The sequence below is a fragment of the Acidobacterium sp. S8 genome, from assembly GCF_009765985.1.
GTDB lineage: Bacteria > Acidobacteriota > Terriglobia > Terriglobales > Acidobacteriaceae > Alloacidobacterium.
Map to the genome: position 1 here is coordinate 669,112 of NZ_LMUM01000037.1, position 16,583 is coordinate 685,694.

Here is a 16,583-nt window from a genome sequence, read left to right on the forward strand (position 1 = left end):
GTCATTTCCAACGCACCGCGGTAATCGTTGTACCGGCACCCGGTTGGGAATGAATATCAAACTCATTCATGAGCCGCTTGCTTCCGCCCAGTCCTAGCCCCATACCCCCGCCGGTAGTAAATCCATCGCTAAGAGCCTGTTTGATATCGGCTATGCCTGGACCATGATCTCGAAATGTCAATCGGAGTCCTCTGCGGATTCCATTCTCCACGACAGCTACATCCATTTCGCCGCCGCCGCCGTGATCGAGAGTATTTCGAGCCAGCTCACTCGCTGCAGTCACAATTTTGGTCTGGTCAACGAGGCTGAACTTCAGCTCGATAGCTAATGTGCGTACCTGCTGGCGTGCGGTCACCACGTCCGAGGAGCTTTTGATATGGATCGTCTCAGTCTTCAGTACTGTCGCCGCCATAGACCCCTATTTCCATGCCCGCTTCTGCAGTTTCCTGGAGATACTCCATGCCGGATTCGACGTTCAGGGCAGTGCGGATCCCCGGTAGCGACATTCCCAGTTCGACGAGGGTGATGGCGACTGCCGGCTGCATGCCGACAACCACCGTCTGTGCATCCAGCACCCGTGCCATAGACGCAATGTTGGCGAGAGTTCGTCCGATGAACGAATCCACGATCTCCAGTGAAGAAATGTCGATCAGCACGCCCCGTGCTCCCACTTCAGAGATTCGATTAGTGAGATCATCCTGCAGTGTGAGTGCCAGCCTGTCGTGCATATCCACCTGGATGGTTACCAGGAGGAAGTTTCCCATGCGCAGAATCGGAATGCGGTCCATTAGAGTTCCTTAGCTGCGTGAGCCGAAGTGTTGGCCTTGGAGACCCTGACGACGGCTCGTCCGCTGCGCTCGAGAGCGAGCCGAAAAGCATCTGACAGCTTCGCCTTCGTGGTTACATCTTCAAGGTTGATACCTAGATGCACGATGGTCTGAGCGATCTGCGGCCGAATTCCGCTCAGAATGCACTCCGCGCCCATAAGCCGAGCCGCCGTGATCGTCTTCAGCAGATGCTGAGCTACGAGCGTGTCGACAGTGGGAACACCAGTGATATCAATGATGGCAACACGCGAATTGGTCTGAACGATTGCCTGCAGCAGGGATTCCATCACCACCTGCGTTCTCGAGCTGTCCAGTGTGCCGATCAGCGGCAGCGCCACGATTCCATCCCAGAGCGTAACAACAGGCGTCGAAAGCTCCAGCATCTCTTCCTGCTGCCGGCTTATCACCTGATCGCGTCCGTGAATGTAGCTGTCGGTGGTGTACAAGGCAAGCTTATCGATGAAATCGTTGGTGAGCGTGATCTCGGAGAAAAGTTCGTTCGCCTTGTTTCCCCAATGTTTGCGGGCAAGCTCGAACAAAGGTTGTTTCAGTGAAAGTACAAATAAAGCTGTCTCCGAGGGCGAGAATCCTTGAACCGCGCGCGCTGCCGACAAAGTTCCCAGCAATTCTTTTAACGTCTGCCATGCCGGCAAATCTATATTGCTTAGGTTGGTATCGGCAGGAACATCGGCAATCGCCGACAGCACATCTCCGGACTGAGCTTCCAGCTCACGCTCATCGATAAGGCCGCGCCGACGGCTCAAATCTCGAATTCCTTCCATCCAGTTTTGCAGAACGGAAGCGCGACTCTCTTGAATCAGCTTTAACAAATTGCTCATGAATACTCCCTGAGTACGAGGTTGCCTGTCTTGTGTGTCGTCGCAAGCTAGGTGATTCTAACAAAGAACGTGCGGCACAGATTGGGGATACTTATTTGGATAGAGCGTTGCCGTCGTATCATGGGTAATGCCCTTGATCCCGGAACTTCGCTTGGCTCATCTATTTGTCTCTGTATTCACGGCGTAGCGAAGCCCTTCGCTGCACTCTGGCTCCCGATCTGGCTTATCAGTCGGGTGATTTGGCCTGTAATCGAAGGGCGGGACTGCCCAGGGATGCCCTATGGGTGCCTCTAAAAATGAGGCATCTCTTGAGAAATCCAGGATGCACAACTGGTTTGTAGGAAGCTACAAAATGGCGGAGGGAGAGGGATTCGAACTCTCGGTTCAGATTGCCGGTCAATAACCTACTGATTTTTCATCGTGCCAGAAATGCAGAACGCGACAGAAACGCAGGGTGTGGGCACAAATTGGGCACAGCACTGCAAACGCGGCACGTTCACTATTAATCCAGAAAGCGTCCCATCTTATGAGCCTTTCTTCCTCGGTTTCTTCGCGCCCTCGGCATGCGTTTTAGCGTTCCCCGAAGCTTTAGGGTGAAAGAGATTCTCTACCGACTGCTGGGCGCTCATATTCTTAGCGCTTTTGGGTTCTTTTTTGGACATGCTTGACTCCTGTGTGTCCAAGCATAGACCTTCGCGGGTAGATTAAACAGCGTGGATTTGAAAAATAAGTGACGTTCAAGTGATGCGGTTTGTCGACCATAAGTTGATTAGAATCAGTGAACAGTACCTACGATAATGTCGATTGTCGTTGTTAATATTTGTGCTAGGCTGAATTCGTGCAAAAAAGCCTTCTGCTCCCCTCCGGCTACCATGAGCTCCTCCAAGAGATCAAAGGACGCATCCGTACCGCCCAGGTCCGCGCCGCGCTCGCGGTCAATCGCGAGTTGGTGCTCCTCTATTGGTCGATCGGTCGGGATATCCTCGCCAGGCAGGGAACCGAGGGGTGGGGTATGCGACTTTCAGAGCTACCGCTGCTCCCTCACACCCGCTCTACTAAAGTTCGCAGATACTGGAGTTCGTAATTTCTCCCATACGCCTTTAACATCCCTTCGATAAGGCTTTTCGGCGATATCTCACCACCACCACCATTCTCGAGCAGTCGGAGTGCTCGAGACCACTGGCTTCGTCCATTGCCAGACAAATTTAATCTCGACAAGTCGCCTCCTGCTTCTGTCCAGACGGCATCTTCGTCAGGTCCACGGGGGTAAAGTCTTGGAGCGAGTTCTCGAAAACGCGACCAGAAGTCCGACGGATCATCACTTTTGCGAAGCAGCTTGACCGCTGGCCCTTGAGACGCGACTTCAGCAATGCTTCGGGAGCCGAGAAGCGAAAGTAATTGGAACGCAAAAGCAGCCGCATTGTCTGCTGCAATCTCTTGCGAGCCACTCTTGTCAGCTTCAGCCTTTCCATCGAGGAGGTCAGAAATTCCTCGAATGGCCATGCTATCAACCTTATTTGCATGCGCGGCCCGCATGAATCCCAAACCTTCCATCTCGACCGCGAGCGTGTCTCCGTAGTTCTCTTTTAGAAGCTTTGTGACTGCGCCAGTAGAAGATTTGATGACCTTATCACCGGCAGCGATTGGGCCGACGAAGACCTTTGGATTGCCGACAGATTCCTTGATGCGAATTCGATGCAACCATTCGCTATCACGCGCGACAATCTGCGCCTCCTGGATCAAGGGATAGCTAGCGAGGAAGACTTCGGGTCTCGGCTGGAAATGGTCTCGATCAGCGCCGCTTTCATAACCGTATATCTTCGACCCGGCAACGACATCGCCGAGTTTTACGTCCTTTACTCCACCGGCAATTCCCACAAAGAGCGCAATGTCAGGACTAAAATATTGAGTGGCCCTCTCAGTCTCAAGAGCAGCGGATGTATTGCCAGGCGCTACCTGCGAGACGCACACTTGCCATGACTCAAATTGGCCGATCGTGTTATTCGTTACCGGCATCGTGCCTGACTGATCGCAGGTTCTGGAGATGATGAATCACGGCATCACGTTCACCAGGCAGCGCCGTAATGATCAATGCTTTTGTCGGTTTAGAACCTGCCATCCGTTACCATCTCCTCTTGATTTTGCTGAGATAGACATTCTCAAGCAGTTCAAGCTCTGAGTTGTAGTAAAAATCATTGCGCATCTGATGGAGCAACCCCTCAACGGTCATCGTTCCACCAGCACCTCCCTTACGAAGAAGGTCCAAAGCCTCGATCCACTCATCGCGCCCTGCCCCTTGCTTTATCCGTGAACCATCACCGTCAGCTTCATTCCAGATTTCGTTATGACGTACCCCGTATTGATAAAGCTTTATGCTCAACTGTTGGAACGCTTCCCACCATTCATCTTCGGATACGACAGGCTCAGACGTGAGAATTCCAAAGTACAGTCTGTCCCATAGATCTAGCTTATTCCATAGTTGACAACCTGCTGCCATAAGTCTGCCAGTGCACGGTGATGGCTTGCTTGCATAGCGACATGGTTGAGTCATCGTCGGGAAGATCCCCTCCCAGGACTACTGATGCCGCCGCTATCAAATCCAGACGATTTTCGAGAAGCTTTTTGGCCAGGTCTTGAGCTGCAGATTGGATGTAACCGAACTTCTCGCGGTCCTCACCTAGATCGAGCAGGCCTTTATCCAGAAACTTTGTAAAACATCACCTTGCATGATTTCTCCAAGACTACCGCTTTTGCACTGCTGCACCGAGCCTCGAAGGTGCGATGCTGAAGCTCCCGAGCCGCAGTGAAATCCGGCTTAGATTGGTGCACATTGCACCACAGAACCCAAATCGCCGCAATTGGCTTTAGGCCAATGACTTTACCTCAAATTCAGTGCACCAACAATTGTTACATTTGGGCCTACTGTTATAAACGTATTCTGGCAGCTAATTCCTTTACTGATGGCCTCAGGTCGTTGAAACGGTTGGGAGAACGGCTCAGTCACTAGTATACCCTTGACGGGATATACTTTCAGGAGTATATTAAACATGGAATGGATTGTACTCATTGGCGATGAATTCGAGCCGGAGTTCTTGGCGCTGCCAAAGGACGTGCAGGATGAGACCTTGGCGATGACCAGGTTGCTCCAGCACTCCGGACCGCATCTCGGCAGGCCGCATGTGGACACGCTCAAGGATTCGAAGCACGCCAATATGAAAGAAATGCGCTTTGACGCCTCGGATGGTGTCTGGCGCGTAGCTTTTGCTTTTGATCCGAAGCGCCGGGCGATTTTGCTTGTGGCTGGGGACAAGTCAGGCGGGAGCCAAAAACGGTTTTATCGCGAATTGATCCGGAAAGCCGATCAACGGTTCGATGCTCATCTGGAGCGCATCAAGAAGGAAAGGAAATAGATCATGGCCAAGAACGTCAACGACATCATCAAGAATCTCCCAGCGAGCCGTCAGCGGAAGATCGAAAAACGCGCCTCCACTCTGATCGCCGAGGAAATGACCTTGCAGGAGTTACGCCGAGCACGAGCGCTAACGCAGGTGCGCATGGCAAAAAGCCTTGGTGTTGCACAAAAGCAGATTTCGGAAATCGAGAAGCGGACCGATATGCACATCTCTACTCTCCGGCGCTCAATCGAAGCCATGGGCGGAACCCTGTCGCTCATAGCCGAATTTCCAGATCGCGAGCCCGTCGTGCTGGCAGGAATCTCCGCTCTCGACGCCTAACCATCGTCTCGGTTCAGACCTTCAACATCACTTATTACCTCTTTCCTACTGCCCAATCACTGCGGGGCGAAGGTATTGTAGCCCTCACCGCTTGCTGTCAATGACGCCCCTGCCCTGCGATCATACTTCCCCAGCTAAGATCGCTTCTCACGACCTATATCGATTTGTTGATATTCTTCAAAAGTTCCTCCGCCAACCCCACTGCATAAGCCACTCGTTGACGATTGATTGAGGTCGAGTGCACTTCGCTGTTACGTATCATGCGTAGTTCGATAAGGCGGCTCAGATCTTCAGAACTAATCACGCCCACAGTCATAGCCTCTTCCCAAAAGAAAGTATGACCAGGCTCCACTCCAGCGACTTCAGACTTTCGTTTCAACTTCTCTTCGATCTGGTTCCAAAGTGCTACTAGAGTTTCCAGAGTCGGAGCTGGACGTGGGTCACCTAGAGACAGTCCGAAGAGATGTTTGAGAAGCACTACCGCAATTTGCCTGTAGGCAAGCAAATATTGCTGGTCAACGCTCAGGCCGGTACCATCGTGATAAAGCTTATTTCTTATTCGATGGTAATGCTCGATATCGGCATCATCCAGTCCAGTTAGACGATCCCCTGCCCTGTTCCAGAGAAGGTTTAAGAGGCCAGGAAAGCTGTTCTCAGCTTCTGTCAGCTCTTTTTTAGAAACTACGACCCCTGACTTAGAAGACGGTAGGGAAAGAAATACCCGAATGCACGTTTCAACGGCATTATCGATGCTAATGAATGCAATGCGGGCATCAAATGCAGTCTCCTGAGAGATATGGGAGTCAGCGTGTCTGATAAGTTCTACTGCCCCGTAAGCCCGTTGCGGTACCTTTTGATCCGGAACCCGGAAGCGGGGAGGACGGCGGCATTTGCATGAATCTCCTGAAGGGCTGTGCCCCTTTTCAGTTCAAGAAGCGCGTCGACTACCTTCTGCCGATCTTTGAGTACCGAACTTAATTCGCGGCGACGTTGATTGCGCACGCGAATGATGTCTCGTAAGGGAATCGTCTCCCCGGCCAGTTCTGCGGAAACAGCTGGGCAGAGGAACCGGTCCCTGTAGAACACGCGGACTTCACCCATGTCGCGCGGATCGAAGCGTATGGTCACATCTTCTCCTACATAGGCAGCCAACGTAAGCGATAGGTACCGAAGGCCCTGAAAATGAATGCCATCACGGCGCACTTTGCGGGTGCGGACCTCCTGCATCAGCAAGAGGTCAAGCTGCTCGAGTGACTGGCATGCGCGGTAAGAAACCACCCTCTTCCCATCGCGAGGAGGGAACGGGCCGCCCTTCCTCGCTGATGCGGCGATGGTAAGTCTCAAGCAGGAACGCTCGAAAGAGCTCTTCGAAACGTTCGAGCGAGAGGCTGGGCTTCTGTCGTTTCCTCTTGAGGTAGCCGTCGAGTTCGCAAAGCAGCATCTGATTTACCGTTCGAAAAAAACGCTCAATCCGACCTCGCCCCTGTGGCTTTCCCGGTGTCGAGAACACAAGGCGCATCTTGAGATCTACGGCAACTTGCTCGATATGCTTCGAGGTAAAATCGGAACCATTGTCTGTGTAGAGAACTTCTGGAATGCCGCAAATGTGTCAACGCGGATGGCAGGACGACACCCATCTCCACCTTTCGGATGACGCGTTCCGGTCGATGCGGGAGTTACTATGCTCTCGAGAAGAATTGCGGCGTTGCCAAACACCGCTGATTGAAATGCTTTGCAGAATTCGATTGCGGAGGCACTACTCGTGGCCCACATCACTTTGCCGATCGCTGAGCAACTCGGCCGTGAATTCCCTGGTATCGTCGGACCGATGACCTTCCGTCCGGAAACCGCCGCTCCTATCAATGAGCTGGTTAATATCCTGCTGCGAGGGGAAAGCACCCTGACCCGTGGGGAACGCGAGCTCATCGCAACCCACGTTTCCTGGCGCAACGATTGCTTGTTCTGCCAGACCATTCACGGAGCCGTCGCCGCCGCGCAACTCGGGCACGACGAGCAGTTGGTGCAGATGGTCAAAACCGACTGGATCAATGCCGACATCATTCCCAAGATGAAGGCTCTCCTGAATATCGCCGGGAAAGTCCAGATCGGCGGTAAGCACGTGACAGAAGAAGATGTCGCCGCCGCACGAACTGAAGGAGCCACCGATCTCGAAATTCACGATGCCGTCCTAATTGCGGCTATCTTCTGCATGTGCAACCGCTATGTCGACGGTCTCGACACCTGGGCTCCGAAAGATATGGATATCTACCGCGCCAATGCCGCGCGGATCGTCGCCCAGGGATACACCGCCGTGACCGAATCCGCGATAGCAAATGCAGCTCGCTGAAATAGGCTGAGATCCAGACTGGCAATTCGGAAGACTAGCGTTGGGAGAACAGGATGTTCGGTGCGACTGATAGGTATCTCGACTTTACTGATCGCGTTCCGGTGATAAAGACTGTTGAGCTCACTGAAGCAGCGCTTGCGGTCGACCTCGAGGCCAAACAACTTTGCGCCGGACTGACCGAAGAACAACTCTCCTGGAGTCCTGGGACGGGAAAGTGGTCAGTCGCCGAAAATCTCGCCCATCTCCGCACCACCATCCAGGTTTTTTTGCCCGCCGTGGACTCTGCCCTTGAGGCGAGCAGGATAATGGGACTGCATAGTGAGGGACCATTTGCACTGAGCCCCTTTGGCCGACTCATCGTCTGGCGAATGGACGCGCGGCCATTGATCAAGATGCGAGCTCCAAAGACGCTGCTGCCGCGATTGCTTAGTTCCGCTGGATCAGAGTTGGAGCAGTTTCTTACTTCGCAGGCAGCCCTCAGGCTGCGTATTTCGGAGGCCAGCGGTCTTGACCTCACTGCATGGCGATTCTCCTCTCCGGTTGCCAGCTACTTCCGCGTGAACCTGCTCGAGTTCTTCTCTGCATGCAACGCTCACTCTCGGCGGCACATCTGCCAGGCTCACAGCGTCCGAAGGGCAATGCTCGCAGATACGAAACGCTCTCACGCCTAACTCCATTTGAACTGCCTATCGAGGACACTCTCTATAGCGTGGTTTCCTACGTGATGTGGGCCCAACTCAACCTCAAAGATTGGTCAGAACGTCCGTGCAAGACAAGAAAGACAATTTCGACGTAACCGTCATCGGCGGCGGCCTCGCCGGCATGTCGTCCTCGATCCATCTCGCCAATGCCGGCCTGAAAGTTTTGTGTATCGAGGCCGATCCTCTCGACAAGGATCCAGTAGGCGAGTCATTGGACTGGTCGGCCCCCGATCTGCTTAAAGCTCTAGGACTGCCCATGCAGTATCTGCTCGACCAAGGCATCGCCACTTACAAACGGCACGTCATTCTGAAGCTCAGAGACGGTGCCGAGCAGCACTATATTCCCGGTGAGTGGCTGGGCAAGCCTCCCTACAACGTGAATCTCCGCACCTTGCACGTCGATCGCAGCCAACTGAATCAGGCGCTCAGGGAGATATTCATTGGCAAGGGAATTACGCTGATCAACGACAGAGTAGCCCACATCGAGACTGCCGGCAGAGTGGTCAAAGCAGTCGTCACTGCCCGAGGCGAACGCATCGTCTCAAAATGGTTTATTGACGCATCTGGCTCCAATGCCGGTTTATTCCCCCGGATATTTGACTTGCCGGTCTATGAGTATGGCCCGCACAAAGTGGCGATGTGGGAATACTTCACGGTCCCCGAGTCTATCGAGGGCACGATCCTTCATGCCGATGGTGCAGGACCGCCATACATGGAGTGGGTTTGGCAGATTCCGATACATCCCAACACCATCAGCGTGGGCTACGTCACGACAGGGGAGATGGTCAAAGAGAAGCGACAACAAGGGCTCAGCGTAAGAGACATCTTTGCGGCGCAACTGCAACGATTCCCTGATTTGCAAAGTTTGTTGCACGAGCCGGGGAGAGAGCAGCCTCGAACGACATCCTTTCGCTGCCGTGTCTTCGCAAATGTTGCCGGACCCAACTGGCTGGTGGCTGGCGAGGCGGCGGCGATGGTTGATCCGATGACTTCGAATGGCGTGACAGCTGCGTTGAGACACGCGGCGGAGGGATCGAGCCTGATCATCCGGTATCGCAACCGCCAAACACTTTCGCGCCTGTCTGCGGCTATGTACAGCCAACGGGTCTTGAGCCTCGCCAGATTCTTCAATAGCGGGATTGAGAATGTGCTCTACGACTGGCCGATCAGAAATCGCATCGGTCCTTTCAACGCCGGCGATCTGTATACCATTCCAGCCTGGAGCATGAATGTTGTCTACTCGCGACTGCGCCCTCAAGGGTTAATCAAGACGACCCTGCTTCGCCTGTTGCTGGCAACATTGAGATATTCTCTCGGAGCCTTTCACTGGTTTTGCAAACGGACTCAGTCATCCTCGACTTCCGGAGCCGCGTCATAGAACTTTCGAAGATCTAACTGCTTGCTTGTTTCTTTCATAGCTCTGACGCTTGACGTTGCGTCCTTTCTCAGAGGGATACATCGCGCCTTGCCACGCAGATGGCCCCCTCGTTAGGCACTACAACCACCGGACTCTCCATCCCAGGTATGACGCCGACATCCTTCCTTGGGTTGTGGTGCCTTCGCTTCGCATTCCTGATAATGCCGATGTGACAGCCACAAGGCTGCACACTCCTCCAACTCGCAACTATCAATGAACCACTTCGAGGCCATTCAGTGACTAATGTGTACGATCACTCCACTCAGCATTCCGTGCCGAATAATCTTCGCATCAATCTTTCTCGTGCGTCCTCAGCTACGCTTCGAGGCCTTTCGCTAATCCTCTTCGCGGCCACAGCAATCTCCTCATCGTTCGGCCAGCAGTTCGCAACGCTCAAGGTCACTGTCGTGGACCCGTCAGGTAGCTTCGTTGCAGATGCAAAGGTCTCGACCCGCAAAACTGATACCGGTATTGTTCGCGACGGAGTTTCCGATAAGGCAGGGAGCGTTGTGATTCCTGGCCTCTCGGCCGGTCAGTACACGTTGACAGTGGATGCCGCTTCCTTCGCTCCTTACGAAGTTCCGCTGGTACTGACGCTCGGCCAGATGGCGGACGTGCAGGTGCCCCTGCGCATTGCTGGCGCAACTGAACAGGTGGAGGTCACTGAATCAACTCAAGGGATTGACCGGGAGCGGACTGTGGGAAGCCAAGTCATCAATCCCAGGCAAATATCGAATCTTCCAATTTCAGACCGCGATTTTGTTGATTTTGTATTACTCACGCCCACCGCCACGGTCGGGCGCAATACGAGCACCGGAGCCCAGTCGGCCTTTCAAGAATCGGTGCTCCAGGTTAGCTTCGGGGGTTTGCGCGAAACACACAGCGTCCTTTATGGAGTGGATGGGGTCGATTACACAACCACCGTCTCCGGGGTCCAGCGGGTAAGCCCGTCGCTCGATTGGGTGCAGGAGTTCCGAGTGGTCAATGGCCCGGATGCCGCAAGCGGCACACTCAATCTAGGTGCAGTGGTAAACACGATTACCAAATCGGGCACCAACGATTTGCATGGTTCGCTCTACGACTACGTTCGCAACAGCGCGATGGATGCCAACAATTTGCTCTCCGCGCCGGGCTTTAACACGCTGCGATTTAACCAGTTTGGGGCGACTGTCGGCGGCCCTCTGCGGAGAGACAAAGCGTTCTTCTTTCTCGGCTATGAAGGACAGCGCCGCGCGGAATCGCCCATCTACTCTCATTTCATTTTGAAGTGCATCGACACCCAAGGTTGCCTTGGACCCGGCACACCCAGCATCAATCAGATCAAACAGGATCTGGGCCTGTCGCCGGAAAACTTGGACTCCCTTCTTCTTGTCAATGACTACGACAAGACCTTCGGGAAGCTCACCGATGTGTTCAACGAACGAAGCACTCTGTCGGTCGGCTACCTTTATGCGAATTTGAGGAATGACGGCACTCCTGCGGCCTCGCCAGGACAGGGCCTGCCTTCGAGCTACCGTCAAAATCCCATTCAGGATCAAACGGTTTACGGAAACTTCTTCCATCTCGTCAGTCCTGTATTTACTTCGGAGAGTTCTGTCGCCTTCGGCCGGCGTGTGTTCTATATGAACCCCGTCGGCGCCGGTTACGAGCCGGCCATCGATGTTGCAGACACACTCTACAGCGGCGGATTTCTCGGTGGCGTCGACTATTATCGCGAGATTTACTTCCCAGTCACGCAGGCCATGACTTACACGCGGGGCTCTCACACCATTAAATTTGGGGGCGGCTTTGAACCGATATGGTTTGCGGCGCAGACGCCATACTTTACGCCTGGCGTAGGGATCTTTAGTCCTCAGAGCTTCTTTGGTGCCGGTCAATTTGCGGGGTTCGGTCCGGGGACGGCGGTGGAGTTTCTCTTCCAGCAGACCAGGGCGGATTTTGGCACTCAGGTTCCGCAACGCAACCTGCCCTTCGAGGGCGGTTTCTATGACGGCCCGAATGGACCGGCTCACCAGGCGGCTGATCAGGTAGCGTTTTGGCACAAGCTGGCAGGCTTTTATATTCAAGATCAGTGGAAAGCCCTCCCGAATCTGACGTTCTCTTACGGGCTGCGTTACGACATCGATTTTCTTCCGTCAGCAAGCGATCTTCGCATCATCGGCAAGATGAACCCAACCAGCTTTGGAAATGTGCAACCACGGGTGGGCCTTGCTTATTCTTTTCGCGAAGGCAAAGGTGTAGTCCGCTCCAGCTTCGGTTTGTATAACGGGTCGCTCGAATACAGCAGCTTGGTCAATGGGTGGCACGGCGCGGCCCCGTTCACGAAGATGAACCAGCCCTTGCTCGCCAATTTCGCAGACCCGACGAATGACCTGGTGGGCTTTGGGCCGGCGGGCATGGTCGGGACAGCTGGCCCGGTACTCGCGGGCGCGGCATTTTCGAACTTTACCCATACAGGTACTTACCCGGTCCCTTCAATTCTGAAGCAGTTTCCCCTCGGGTTTACGCAGCGCACATTCCCGTTCAGTTACTCAGAGCTGGGGACTCTGGAGATCGAAAACCAGTTGGGCGGAGGCTGGATTCTGACACTCGGATACCGGTATGTACACGCGTCACGCCTGTTGAGCTCCAACACAATCAATGGCGTTCCTGATGGTTTCCTCCCAGATGGCGTACAGAAGTTCTTGCCGGCCGACTCCAACTTTGGGTTTGTTTTGTATGCAACCCCCTCTGGCTGGTCGATCTATAACGCTGGAATTGTCAGCCTGCGCAAGGATTTTGCCAAAAACTATAGCGTGATGGCCAATTATGTCTACGGCAAGTCCATCGATGTGGCTACGGAAAACCAGCTGCAGGACGAACCACAGGACTACCTCAACCCCGCACTCGATCGGGCAGTGAGTGACAACGACGTCCGTCACCGACTGGCGTTGACGATCATGGCGCAATCACCAAACACCTGGGTTGCGCCGCTACGGAATTTTCAGTTTTCGATACTCAATACTTTGCAAAGTCCCCAGTACTACAGCATTCTCGCCGGATCCGACATCAATGGTGATGGTTTCCCGTTCAACGATCGCGTAGGGGGCATAGGTCGGAACAGCTATCGTGGGGACGCATACTACAACACTGATATACGCCTGCAAAAACTGTTGAACGTGGGCGAGCGTGTCAAAGTGAATCTCAGTGCTGAGGTACTCAATCTTGTGAACCGCGTGAATGTGACGGATGTGGACCAGGTCTACGGCTCCGGAACGTTCCTCGGTCCTGTCCCGAAAGTCTACGGTGATGGCATTGGCAGCCCGGCCAATCCTACATTCGGAAGTCCAACGTATGCGGCGGCAGCGCGGCAGGTTCAACTTTCTCTGAAACTTCAGTTCTAAGGAAAGACATCGACATGTTGAATACTCTGACAAACGACCAAAGCGTCTCAGAACGGCCGATTTCCACGCAAGGGCAGCCGAATCCACGACGGCCGAAGCGGGGCAGTTATACGCCTCAGGCGGAGACGCTCTCGCTGTTAGAAGTTTCGGGCAATGCGATCAACGGGCTTGGAGAAACAGTCGAGAGGCAGGCATCTCCGTTCTTTTGGCATCCACCAACGCAGCATCCGTATGAGGCGCTGCAGAATGTCGCCCGTCGCAACTCGCGCAAGTGTCCAGGCTCAGCCGAGGTTTTCATGGCGGCTTACACGCATCCGGAACTAATCCCCGTTGCTGAAACACGAAACCTTGCTCCAGCCGCGGAGCTCACTGCTCAAGCGACAGTCTTCGCGTTAGCGCACGAGGCAGGTGCGGTTGGCTTCGCGCCAATGGAACCACGATATGTTTTCGAGGGATACAAAATCGAGGAACCCTGGGTGATCGTACTCGCCCTTGCTCCCGATTATGAAAAGCTGAAAGAGGTTCCTTCAGACGAGACCAACGGTGTGGGCGTTTGTGCCATCGGTGAGCAATATGCGCGCGGCACTCGATCCTCATATGCCCTTGCAAATTGGATCCGATCGCAGGGCTACACCGCAAATGCCTATCCGGGGCCGTCAGCGAGCGCCCTGCTTCTCATTCCGCCCGCTATTGACTCCGGTCTCGGGGAACTCGGCAAACATGGATCGCTGATCAACCGGCAATTCGGAGCTGGTCTGCGTCTGGCGGGCGTGACCACCGATATGCCGCTGGTCGCAACCTCACCTGATCGGTTCGGCGCAGACGAATTTTGCGCTACCTGCCAGGTGTGCACCCGAGCCTGCCCTCCGGCAGCCATCACCGAACAAAAGCAAATGGTGCGAGGCGTAGAACGATGGTATGTAAATTTCGATAAGTGTATCCCGTACTTCGCCGAAGCAGCATCCTGCGGCATCTGCATCGCCGAGTGTCCTTGGACGCGACCGGATGCTCGACCGAAGCTGCTTGCGACGATGGCACGACGCCTGGACTTGGCGGCCCAGATCTCGCAAAGTGCTGATTTGTGAAGTCGCTGCGTAGGATTCTGATTCCACCTGGCTGTAACGTCGTATATCCAGACTAGTGCCTCTGTTCGGCCGTCGCCAAAGCACTCATCGAGTACGGGCTGGCCCTTTTCGAACGGTAAGTTTTTCTCTGCGGTAATTCCTTCGCCCGGCCTATTTCGCAGTGCCGGGCTCGGGCGTTGGAATTGACATAGGTACCATGCGCTGTATGCCACCGTTCGGTGACGAACGATGTTGTCGTTAAAACCTATGTTCTAGCGAACGAAGATCAAGGAGCCTGCGACCCTTCAACCAGACCAGCCGTCCCTTGTACATGAACCTTCTCTTCCCCTAAATACAGTATTTGTTTGCCAGATAACAGGTGATGTAATAGCTTGCCGGCTGACTCGTTAATAGCCAGTTTGGCTGCCTCCCACATCATCTTGTGCTGTGCTCTTTCCTCTGGGGTCTCCTCTCTGGTACTCACGCCGCCATCCCCTCTGAGTTCAACGAGAGCGCCGAGGAAAACCTTCTCGTATGGCTCACCGCCATAGTTTGGATCAGAAAAAACACGGCCCAGGGAAATCGCAGAACTTTGGTCCAAGTATTTTTGTCTAAGCGTCGCCACATCGTTTCGAAATTTTTCCAAAATCGCCGGGAAAGCAGACGGGGAAATGCTTATATCCACAGAGGAGAGAAATAGATCGTCGGTTAGCTTCAAGAACTCAGCGATACGGTCCTCTGAATTCAGGATGTACGGAGGGTAATCAATCCAGGCACCATTTTCCCGAATCACCGCAACGCTGGTTTCCCCCCCCACGCCTTCATCCAACTTCTTGGAAAGGGAGACCAGATAGACCGCAAGCATAACCGCTTGCTGCATGGGGAGGTTGTCCCTGTACATGCGGATCAGTAGCGCGGAATTTATTGGGGTAGCGTAGCCGATAATGGCCATTGTCTTGACCGGATATAGACGACGCCCCTTGATGCGGAAAATACAGAAATCCTCTGAAGTCGGTTTGGCTGCAATCAGGAATTCTGGCGTCCGCTCGTGCTTTTTCACTGCGAGCCACGGAAGGTCGTCTCTGTAAACCGTGTCGATTGCTTCTTTGAGAAGTGCAGCCAATTCCTTCGTCGTTGCGGGTTTTCTTTCCGCCGCTTTTTCGGTCACCTCTTGAACCATCGGCTCAACTAGGTCCGCAATTCCAGCGCCACCAATTGCCAAAGGAAAGGCGAGACCTTCGACTATCGAGAGTTTCTCGACATAGTTTTTTTGGTCTCCCCAATTCTCCTCGGTGTCGGCAGAAATCACGATACCGCCAAGACACCGAAAGGCACTGATGTAAGTCATTTGGCAATCTCCTGAGCCACTCCCATCTCTGCCGCTATCGGTTTAGAATGGATGATCTCTAAACAAGTTTTTCTTACTGCATCGAGTATGAGGCCTGATAATTGGTCGCATGCCCGAGGATATACCCGAGGACGAGGGTGAGGCTGCATCGAGCCCCTCCAAATTCGATGTCGAACGCCTGGCCAAGGTCCTGTCGCTCGTCGCGATCCCTATCGTCGTCGCTGTGCTCGGATGGATGATTCAGAATCGACTCGGCGGCGAGAACATCAAGCTGGAGTATGTGAAATTAGCGGTCTCAATACTGCAGAAGCCATCATCACCCGATGACCCCTCAGGGCTGCGAGATTGGGCCACGGACATACTGAACCAGAACTCCCCTGTCAAATTCAATGAGAAGACCATCAGTCAGCTGAAGAGCGGGGAAATCAATCTGAGCACCCTAAAGGGGCTGATCGCAGCGACCAATAATGGCTCAAGCGTCACAGTCTCTCCTGACGGGAAATCGGTCGCCGTGGCTACAACACGTAATACGGTGGAGATTTGGGATCTGGCAACGGGACGTCAGGTATTTTCTCTGAGGAGCAACACAAACCTTGTTACATCGCTTGCGTATTCCCCTGATGGCCGCTCCCTTTATGCCGGCAGCCAAGACGACACAGTTAGAGAATGGGACGTTGCAACCGGACGTGAGCTACGTATGCTGGACCTGAATGCGCCAGTCCTTGCGCTCGCCGTATCCAACGACCAGAAAACCTTAGTCGTTAGAACTGCCGATTCTCACCTTCGGGTGTACTCCACGTCGAACTTCCAGCTTCTGACCGACATTAAGCTCGAATCCGTGAAGTAGGAATCTACGGACATTCCTCAGCTGCTTCTAGGGCGGCCCCGACGAATACAATGGATCGATCACGAAATATTCACAG

17 protein-coding genes are annotated in these 16,583 nt (G+C 53.9%); 9 read left to right on the forward strand and 8 right to left on the reverse strand.

What is annotated here, in order from left to right; all coding sequences use genetic code 11:
- Nucleotide 1: 1 nt before the first annotated feature.
- From GSQ86_RS21550 to GSQ86_RS21560, 3 genes are read right to left on the reverse strand one after another with little or no spacing between them, the layout of a single operon-like run.
- Nucleotides 2–412 carry an anti-sigma regulatory factor gene (locus tag GSQ86_RS21550; RefSeq protein WP_158752214.1) on the reverse strand — a complete coding sequence of 137 codons (411 nt, stop codon included), beginning with the start codon at nucleotides 410–412 and terminating at the stop codon, nucleotides 2–4.
- Nucleotides 387–788: an STAS domain-containing protein gene (locus tag GSQ86_RS21555; protein WP_158752215.1), complete on the reverse strand. Its 402-nt coding sequence runs from the start codon at nucleotides 786–788 to the stop codon at nucleotides 387–389. The genes GSQ86_RS21550 and GSQ86_RS21555 overlap by 26 nt, the downstream gene beginning before the upstream one ends.
- The gene (locus GSQ86_RS21560) at nucleotides 788–1,666 is read right to left on the reverse strand and encodes an STAS domain-containing protein (RefSeq protein WP_158752216.1); all 879 of its coding nucleotides are present in this window, start codon (nucleotides 1,664–1,666) and stop codon (nucleotides 788–790) included. Before GSQ86_RS21560 ends, GSQ86_RS21555 begins: the two co-directional genes overlap by 1 nt.
- A gap of 838 nt (nucleotides 1,667–2,504) precedes the next feature.
- Here GSQ86_RS21560 and GSQ86_RS24035 point away from each other — a divergent pair.
- The gene (locus GSQ86_RS24035; protein ID WP_158752217.1) at nucleotides 2,505–2,750 is read left to right on the forward strand and encodes a DUF1016 N-terminal domain-containing protein; all 246 of its coding nucleotides are present in this window, start codon (nucleotides 2,505–2,507) and stop codon (nucleotides 2,748–2,750) included.
- Here the strand turns inward: GSQ86_RS24035 and GSQ86_RS21570 are convergent.
- The 3 genes from GSQ86_RS21570 to GSQ86_RS24040 all read right to left on the reverse strand — a co-directional run bounded on the left by GSQ86_RS21570 (nucleotide 2,708) and on the right by GSQ86_RS24040 (nucleotide 4,368).
- Nucleotides 2,708–3,682, reverse strand: a complete 975-nt coding sequence (locus tag GSQ86_RS21570) for a 5'-methylthioadenosine/S-adenosylhomocysteine nucleosidase (protein WP_158752218.1) — start codon at nucleotides 3,680–3,682, stop codon at nucleotides 2,708–2,710. The genes GSQ86_RS24035 and GSQ86_RS21570 overlap by 43 nt on opposite strands.
- A 106-nt stretch (nucleotides 3,683–3,788) precedes the next feature.
- Nucleotides 3,789–4,163, reverse strand: a complete 375-nt coding sequence (locus GSQ86_RS21575; RefSeq protein WP_158752219.1) for a hypothetical protein — start codon at nucleotides 4,161–4,163, stop codon at nucleotides 3,789–3,791.
- Nucleotides 4,135–4,368 (reverse strand): GTPase-associated system all-helical protein GASH, encoded by a 234-nt coding sequence (locus tag GSQ86_RS24040; RefSeq protein ID WP_371720731.1) that lies wholly within the window; start codon nucleotides 4,366–4,368, stop codon nucleotides 4,135–4,137. The genes GSQ86_RS21575 and GSQ86_RS24040 overlap by 29 nt, the downstream gene beginning before the upstream one ends.
- Before the next feature lie 345 nt (nucleotides 4,369–4,713).
- Between GSQ86_RS24040 and GSQ86_RS21580 the strand changes: the two genes are divergently transcribed.
- Both GSQ86_RS21580 and GSQ86_RS21585 read left to right on the forward strand, forming a co-directional pair.
- Nucleotides 4,714–5,076, forward strand: coding sequence for a type II toxin-antitoxin system RelE/ParE family toxin (locus tag GSQ86_RS21580; RefSeq protein WP_158752220.1), 363 nt, complete (start codon nucleotides 4,714–4,716; stop codon nucleotides 5,074–5,076).
- A 3-nt stretch (nucleotides 5,077–5,079) separates the two neighbouring features.
- On the forward strand, nucleotides 5,080–5,400 hold the full coding sequence (locus GSQ86_RS21585) for an XRE family transcriptional regulator (protein WP_158752221.1): 321 nt from the start codon (nucleotides 5,080–5,082) through the stop codon (nucleotides 5,398–5,400).
- Nucleotides 5,401–6,222: 822 nt separating this feature from the next.
- Here the strand turns inward: GSQ86_RS21585 and GSQ86_RS21590 are convergent.
- Nucleotides 6,223–6,678 carry a Mu transposase C-terminal domain-containing protein gene (locus GSQ86_RS21590; RefSeq protein WP_216841249.1) on the reverse strand — a complete coding sequence of 152 codons (456 nt, stop codon included), beginning with the start codon at nucleotides 6,676–6,678 and terminating at the stop codon, nucleotides 6,223–6,225.
- A gap of 484 nt (nucleotides 6,679–7,162) precedes the next feature.
- Here GSQ86_RS21590 and GSQ86_RS21600 point away from each other — a divergent pair, with 484 nt between their 5' ends.
- The 5 genes from GSQ86_RS21600 to GSQ86_RS21620 all read left to right on the forward strand — a co-directional run bounded on the left by GSQ86_RS21600 (nucleotide 7,163) and on the right by GSQ86_RS21620 (nucleotide 14,333).
- Entirely contained in the window at nucleotides 7,163–7,747 is a 585-nt protein-coding gene (locus GSQ86_RS21600) for a carboxymuconolactone decarboxylase family protein (protein ID WP_254062540.1), read from the forward strand.
- A 53-nt stretch (nucleotides 7,748–7,800) separates the two neighbouring features.
- Complete coding sequence (locus tag GSQ86_RS21605) at nucleotides 7,801–8,418, forward strand: DinB family protein (protein ID WP_158752223.1); 618 nt, start codon at nucleotides 7,801–7,803, stop codon at nucleotides 8,416–8,418.
- 94 nt (nucleotides 8,419–8,512) lie between these two features.
- Complete coding sequence (locus GSQ86_RS21610; RefSeq protein WP_158752224.1) at nucleotides 8,513–9,826, forward strand: NAD(P)/FAD-dependent oxidoreductase; 1,314 nt, start codon at nucleotides 8,513–8,515, stop codon at nucleotides 9,824–9,826.
- 275 nt (nucleotides 9,827–10,101) lie between these two features.
- Nucleotides 10,102–13,248 carry a TonB-dependent receptor gene (locus GSQ86_RS21615; protein WP_158752225.1) on the forward strand — a complete coding sequence of 1,049 codons (3,147 nt, stop codon included), beginning with the start codon at nucleotides 10,102–10,104 and terminating at the stop codon, nucleotides 13,246–13,248.
- 14 nt (nucleotides 13,249–13,262) lie between these two features.
- The gene (locus tag GSQ86_RS21620) at nucleotides 13,263–14,333 is read left to right on the forward strand and encodes a 4Fe-4S dicluster domain-containing protein (RefSeq protein ID WP_158752226.1); all 1,071 of its coding nucleotides are present in this window, start codon (nucleotides 13,263–13,265) and stop codon (nucleotides 14,331–14,333) included.
- Nucleotides 14,334–14,598: 265 nt separating this feature from the next.
- On the opposite strand, the gene GSQ86_RS21625 is transcribed toward GSQ86_RS21620, so the two are convergent.
- Nucleotides 14,599–15,660 carry a hypothetical protein gene (locus GSQ86_RS21625; protein ID WP_158752227.1) on the reverse strand — a complete coding sequence of 354 codons (1,062 nt, stop codon included), beginning with the start codon at nucleotides 15,658–15,660 and terminating at the stop codon, nucleotides 14,599–14,601.
- Nucleotides 15,661–15,769: 109 nt separating this feature from the next.
- Here GSQ86_RS21625 and GSQ86_RS21630 point away from each other — a divergent pair, with 109 nt between their 5' ends.
- Complete coding sequence (locus tag GSQ86_RS21630) at nucleotides 15,770–16,507, forward strand: WD40 repeat domain-containing protein (protein WP_158752228.1); 738 nt, start codon at nucleotides 15,770–15,772, stop codon at nucleotides 16,505–16,507.
- Nucleotides 16,508–16,583: the final 76 nt, after the last annotated feature.